Raw genomic sequence first — 6,008 nt, forward strand, 5'->3', positions numbered from 1 at the left:
CGCCGTCACCACCGTGGCCCGTCGACGTCCCGCCTGCGCTGCGGGTACGGCGTAGACTCCTCCACCCGTGAGGATCCTCGTCACCGGCGGCGCCGGCTTCATCGGGTCGGAGTACGTGCGGATGCTGCTGGGCGTGCCCGGCGGTGACGCGGCCGGGGTGCCCGCGACGGCGCCCACGGCGCTCACCGTGCTGGACAAGCTCACCTACTCCGGCAACCTGGCGAACCTGGCCCCGGTACGCGACGACCCGCGCCTGCGCTTCGTGCACGGCGACATCTGCGACGCGGCGCTCGTCGACGAGGTGGTGCCCGGCCACGACGTGATCGTCCACTTCGCCGCCGAGTCGCACGTGGACCGCTCGATCACCGGCGCGGCGCCGTTCGTTACCACGAACGTGCTCGGCACCCAGACGCTGCTGGACGCCGCGCTGCGCCACGGCGCCGGCCGGTTCGTGCACGTCTCCACCGACGAGGTGTACGGCTCGATCGACTCCGGCTCCTGGACGGAGGACTGGCCGCTGTCACCGAACTCGCCGTACTCCGCCTCGAAGGCCGGGTCCGACCTGCTGGCGCTGGCCTACCACCGCACCCACGGCCTGGACGTGGTGGTGACGCGCTGCTCCAACAACTACGGGCCGTACCAGTACCCGGAGAAGGTCGTCCCGCTGTTCGTGACGAACCTGCTCGACGGCGGCACCGTGCCGCTCTACGGCGACGGCGGCAACGTGCGGGACTGGCTGCACGTGCACGACCACTGCCGGGGCGTGGCGATGGTCCAGGAGAAGGGGCGGGCCGGCGAGGTCTACCACATCGGCGGCGGCACCGAGCTGACCAACCGGCAGCTCACCGAGCGGCTCCTGGCCGCCTGCGACGCCGGCTGGGACCGGGTCGTCCCGGTCACCGACCGCAAGGGCCACGACCGCCGCTACTCGCTGGACATCAGCAAGATCAGCGACGAGCTGGGGTACGCCCCGACCATCGACCTCGACCGGGGGCTGGCCGAGACCGTGCGCTGGTACCGGGACAACCGGGCCTGGTGGGAACCGCTGAAGACGGCCGGCCACCGGTGACCCGGGTGCTCGTCACCGGCGCGGGCGGCATGCTGGGGCGGGACCTGCTCGCCGTGCTGCGGACCCGGCCGGACCTGTCGGTCACCGCCGCCACCCGCGCCGGCCTCGACGTCACCGACGCCCACGCCGTCCGGGACGCGGTGAGCGGGCACGACGTGGTGCTCAACGCCGCAGCGTGGACCGACGTGGACGGCGCGGAGACCCGCGAGGCGGACGCCACGGCTGTCAACGGCGACGCGGTCGCCCACCTGGCCCACGCCTGCGCCGGGTCCGGCGCGCGCCTGGTGCACGTCTCCACCGACTACGTGTTCGCCGGGGACGCGGTCGAGCCGTACCCGGAGGACGCCCCGACCGGCCCGGTCAACGCGTACGGGCGCGGCAAGCTCGCCGGGGAGCTTGCGGTGGCCCGGCTGCTGCCCGAGACCGGGTACGTGGTGCGTACCGCCTGGCTCTACGCCACCCACGGCCGCAACTTCGTCACCACGATGCTGCGGCTGGCCGCCGAACGCGACCGGCTCGACGTGGTGGACGACCAACGCGGGCAGCCCACCTGGTCGTACCGTCTTGCGGAGCGGCTCGTGGCGCTCGCCGACGCGGCGCTGGCCGGCGACGCGGCGCCCGGGACGTACCACGGCACCGCCGCCGGCGAGACCACCTGGTACGGCCTGGCCCGCGCCGTGTTCGCCCTGCGCGGCCTGGACCCGGACCGGATCCGGCCCACCACGAGCGACAGTTTCCCGCGCCCGGCGCGGCGTCCCCGCTACAGCGTGCTCGCGCACGGCCGGTGGGCCGCGGCGAAGCTGCCGCCGCCGGGGGACTGGTACGCCGACCTGGCCGAGGCGCTCAGCCTCCACCGCCCCGGAACACCTCGCTGACGGTACGCAGCACGATCTTGATGTCGAGCCAGAGCGACCAGTTCTCGACGTAGTAGTTGTCGAACCGCGCCCGGTCCGAGATCGGCGTGTCCCCGCGCAGGCCGCTGACCTGCGCCAGCCCGGTGAGCCCGACCGGTACGCGGTGCCGCATCGCGTAGGTCGGGTACTCCACCGAGAACTTCTCCACGAAGTACGGCCGCTCCGGGCGGGGCCCCACCACGCTCATCTCACCGCGCAGGATGTTCCACAGTTGCGGCAGCTCGTCCAGCGAGGTGCGCCGCATGAACCGCCCGATCGGTCCGACCCGCTGATCGTGGGCGATGGACCAGGTCGTCTGCGACTCGTGCTCGTCCTCCGGGCGCATCGACCGGAACTTGATGACGTGGAACGGCTTGCCGAACCGGCCGATGCGCTCCTGCCGGAAGAACACGCCCCGGCCGCCGTCGAGGAACGTGGCGAGGGCGCAGAGCAGCAGCAGCGGGCTCAGCACCACGAGCGCGGTCACCGCGAAGACCACGTCCGAGGCCCGCTTGAGCCGCCACCGGGGGCCGGTGAGCGTGGTGTCGCCGATCTTGACGATCGGAATGGCGCCGATGTGGTCGGGGTAGCCGCCCTGCGACCGCGAGCCCCACAGCCGGGGCACCGCCCACAGGTCACACCGCGAGCTGGCCGGACGCAGCAGCGACTCCATCAGCTCCGACTCGGAGCAGTCCGGGTCGGCGATGACCAGGACCTCGCACTCCAGCATGTCGGTGAGCTTCTCCAGGTCGTCGATCGTGCCGATCAGCGGCAACGCCCCCATGCGGGGCCTCGACGGGGCGTCCACCGCGCCGACGAACCGCAGCCCGTACTGCGGGTGGCGGCGCAGCAGCCGGGCCAGCTCCCCGCCGATCGGACCGCCGCCGATGACGATGGTGTTGCGCTCCACCCACCGGCGCTTACGGGCCAGCAGGACGAGCCGGCTGTTCAGCGCGCGCCCGACGATCACCAGGCCGGCGGAGAACGCGACGCCCTGGACGAAGCCGCTCACGTGCGGCACCGAGTCGTGCCGCAGCGCCGCGATGATCGCCACCACCGCGCCGGAGGCCAGCAGCCGCCCGCCGAGGCTCGGCAGCTCGTCCAGGATGCTGATGTGCCGGCGCGGCCGGTACAGTCCGCCCGCCGCGAAGAAGCCCACCGTCAGGGCCGCGTTGGCCAGCGTGCCGCGCCAGTAGTTCTGGGTCAGCAGCAGCGGCGCGAGCAGCGCCGCCACGTCGATGGGCGCGGTCACCATCCACGCGCGCACCCATCGGGTACGCGTCGACGCCCGCGACCCGGCGTAGGGCAGGACCGTTGTCGTGTCCAGGCCGCTGTTCATCGGCGGATCGTTCGACGGCGCGGCCGGATGCTCGAACGCCGGAAGGCGTGGCATTGTCGATCCTCCCCCGTGACGCCGCCGGCCCGGATGCGGAGACCGACGACGATCGCAGGATACGAGCGGCCCCGCCGCGCCGCCACCACCGGCATGGCAGATCGACGTCCTACTTTCCGCTGACGGCGAGAATCTCCGGGACCGAGTCGCGGCGGACCGCGTCGAACAGCGTCTTCGCGCGCGCCGGATCCGGGAACACGACGCTCTCGCTGCCGACCCGGCCGGTCCCCTTCACCGGGCAGGTGAAGAACGTCAGATTGCCGCTGCGCAGGCCACGCATCTCCATCGCGAGGTCCACCAGAGACAGTGATTTGTCGACGGCCACCGAGTTCGACGTGGCGCGGACGAACGAGTTGAGCTTCGCCGGGTTGGTCATCACCCCGCCCGAGGCGGCCTTGTCCAGAATGGCCTTGATCACCTGCTGCTGGTGCCGGATGCGGGCGAAGTCGCCGTCGGGGAAGGCGTGCCGTTCCCGCGCGTAGTCGAGCGCGGCGGCGCCGTCCATGGTCTGGCGGCCCTTCTTGAACGTCCGCGTGCCGATCAGCGAGTAGTTCGTGGTGAACCCCTTCTCCACGTCGATCTCGACACCGCCCAGCGCGTCGATGATCTCCTTGAAGCCGGCGAAGTCCACCATCGCCACGTTGTCCACCCGTACGCCGCTGAACTTCTCCACCGTCTGCACCATCAGCGGCACACCGCCCCAGGCGTACGCGGCATTGATCTTCGCGTCGCGACCGCCGCGACCCTCCTTCGACTTCGGGACGGCCGTCCAGGTGTCCCGCGGGATCGAGATGAGCTGGGCGCTCGACCGGTCCTTCGGCAGGTGGGCCAGGATGATCGTGTCGCTGCGCGAACCGCCGGTGCTCTCCGGGTCGCGGGAGTCGCTGCCCAGGATCATGATGTTCATGGCGCCCTTGACCTCGACCTGCGGGCGCGACTCCTCCGGTACGCCCTCGAAGGCGTCGACCCGTTCGATCGACTTGTCGACGGAGCGGTAGTACAGGCCGCCGGCCAGCGCGCCCCCGCCGGCGAGCAGCACCATCACGAGCAGCACGATCAGGGCGATCCGGCGGCCCCGGCGACGGCGCGGCGCCTTCTCCCGCACCGGCTCGCCCGCCTCCACATCGGAGACCCCGGAGCGGGCGTCGGAATCGGCGAGCTGATGGCGATCTGACATGCTGCGATGCTACTGATTCGCGCTGCGCCGCGGGGGGACCCTCGGACGGCAGGCGGTGGGCCTCGGCACCGGTCGGCGAGCCGCACGACCGGCGTGCCGGGCCTTGCCGTGAGGAGCGTCACGGATCGATGATGGTGGGGCAGCCAGGTCGACCGAGGAGTCGAGATGCAGGTTATCCACCAGCCCCGGGTGGCGTGGGACGCGGCCCGCGTCATCGGCGCGTCGATCCACGACGAGGAACTGTTCCGCTGGCTCTACCGTGTACTCGGCGATCTGCTCGGCCCCGCCACATGGGCGGCCCTCGACGAGACCCGCGACCGGGTCCGTTGGTCCGGCGACGAACGGATCCCGGTCGAGACCGGAGTGTGGCGCGTCCGCCTGGAGGACTCGCTGCGCGGACGCCCCGACCTCGCCGACGAGCTGGCCGGCATCGTCGCCACCGCCCGCGCGGTCCGGCCGTACTAGCCGCCGCGCCGGTTTAGCTTTCGCTTAGCTCGCTTGTCCGGCGGCACGCCGGTCCGGCAGCATCGACCGGCGTGACCGACGGCACCGTACCCCACCCGCCGACCGACGACCACGCGCCCGCCAGCCGTGCGGCCACGCGCCGTCGCCGGCTCGCCGCCGCCGGTCTGGTCACCGTCGCGGCGGCGGTCGCTGTCGCCCTCGCGGTACGCGGCGGCGCCGCCCCCGCCTGCGCGGCCCCGCCTCCACCCGCCGGCGTCCCGGTCCTGGCGGCGGGTCCACTCGGCGCCGCTCCGCCCGTCGGTGGGACGACCCGCAGCGGCAAGGCCACCTTCTACGACTCCGCGGGCGCCGGCGGCAACTGCTCCCGCCCCGCCGCCCCGGCCAACCGGATGTACGTCGCGCTCGGCCCGGGCGAGTACGCGGCCGGCGCCTCCTGCGGCGGGTTCCTCGACGTCACCGGTCCGCGCGGCACGGTCCGGGTGCTCGTCATGGACCAGTGCCCGGAGTGCGCCCCCGGCCACCTCGACCTGTCCGCGGAAGCGTTCGCCCGGATCGCCGACCCGGTGCAGGGCGTGGTGAAGGTCAGCTACCGGGCCGTGGTGAACCCGCCGCTGCCCGGGCCGCTCACCTTCCGCATGAAGGAGGGCTCGTCGCAGTGGTGGTTCGCCGTCCTGGTCGGTGACCACGGCAACCCGCTGCGCTCGGTCGAGGTCCGGCAGAACGGATCGTGGCGGGCGGCCCAGCGGCAGGACTACAACTACTGGCTGATCGATTCCGGCGCCGGCCCCGGCCCGTACACGATCCGGGTCACCGACGTGTACGGCAACCGCGCGACCGCCACCGGCGTCCGGATGCTCCCGGGCCAGGTGCAGCGCAGCGCGGTCCGGATGTACGGCGCGAAGCCCGCCGCCACCACACCGACCCCGAAGAAGTCCCGCCCCGCATCCCCGACCCCGTCCACCCCGACCCCGACCGCATCCACCCCCACCCCCGCGGCCCCCACGTCAGCCC

At 72.8% G+C, this 6,008-nt stretch carries 6 protein-coding genes; 4 read left to right on the forward strand and 2 right to left on the reverse strand.

Annotation, left to right across the window (positions count from 1 at the left end; translation table 11 throughout):
• Positions 1-67: 67 nt before the first annotated feature.
• Positions 68-1,069, forward strand: coding sequence for a dTDP-glucose 4,6-dehydratase (gene rfbB / locus KBX43_RS13145; RefSeq protein WP_064446935.1), 1,002 nt, complete (start codon positions 68-70; stop codon positions 1,067-1,069).
• A complete protein-coding gene (rfbD, locus tag KBX43_RS13150; protein WP_030501823.1) occupies positions 1,066-1,944 on the forward strand; it encodes a dTDP-4-dehydrorhamnose reductase in 879 nt (292 codons plus the stop codon). The genes rfbB and rfbD overlap by 4 nt, the downstream gene beginning before the upstream one ends.
• Here rfbD and KBX43_RS13155 read toward each other — a convergent pair.
• Complete coding sequence (locus KBX43_RS13155; RefSeq protein WP_043326163.1) at positions 1,913-3,355, reverse strand: sugar transferase; 1,443 nt, start codon at positions 3,353-3,355, stop codon at positions 1,913-1,915. The genes rfbD and KBX43_RS13155 overlap by 32 nt on opposite strands.
• 109 nt (positions 3,356-3,464) lie before the next feature.
• Positions 3,465-4,532, reverse strand: a complete 1,068-nt coding sequence (locus KBX43_RS13160; RefSeq protein ID WP_043326162.1) for an LCP family protein — start codon at positions 4,530-4,532, stop codon at positions 3,465-3,467.
• Positions 4,533-4,697: 165 nt separating this feature from the next.
• On the opposite strand from KBX43_RS13160, the gene KBX43_RS13165 reads away from it, so the two are divergent.
• On the forward strand, positions 4,698-4,997 hold the full coding sequence (locus tag KBX43_RS13165; RefSeq protein WP_043326160.1) for a hypothetical protein: 300 nt from the start codon (positions 4,698-4,700) through the stop codon (positions 4,995-4,997).
• A gap of 71 nt (positions 4,998-5,068) precedes the next feature.
• On the forward strand, positions 5,069-6,008 hold a 940-nt coding region (locus tag KBX43_RS31875; RefSeq protein ID WP_210884591.1), incomplete at its 3' end, for an expansin EXLX1 family cellulose-binding protein.

This window comes from Micromonospora sp. C41 (assembly GCF_018070485.1).
In the GTDB taxonomy this organism is placed as follows: Bacteria; Actinomycetota; Actinomycetes; order Mycobacteriales; family Micromonosporaceae; genus Micromonospora; species Micromonospora chalcea.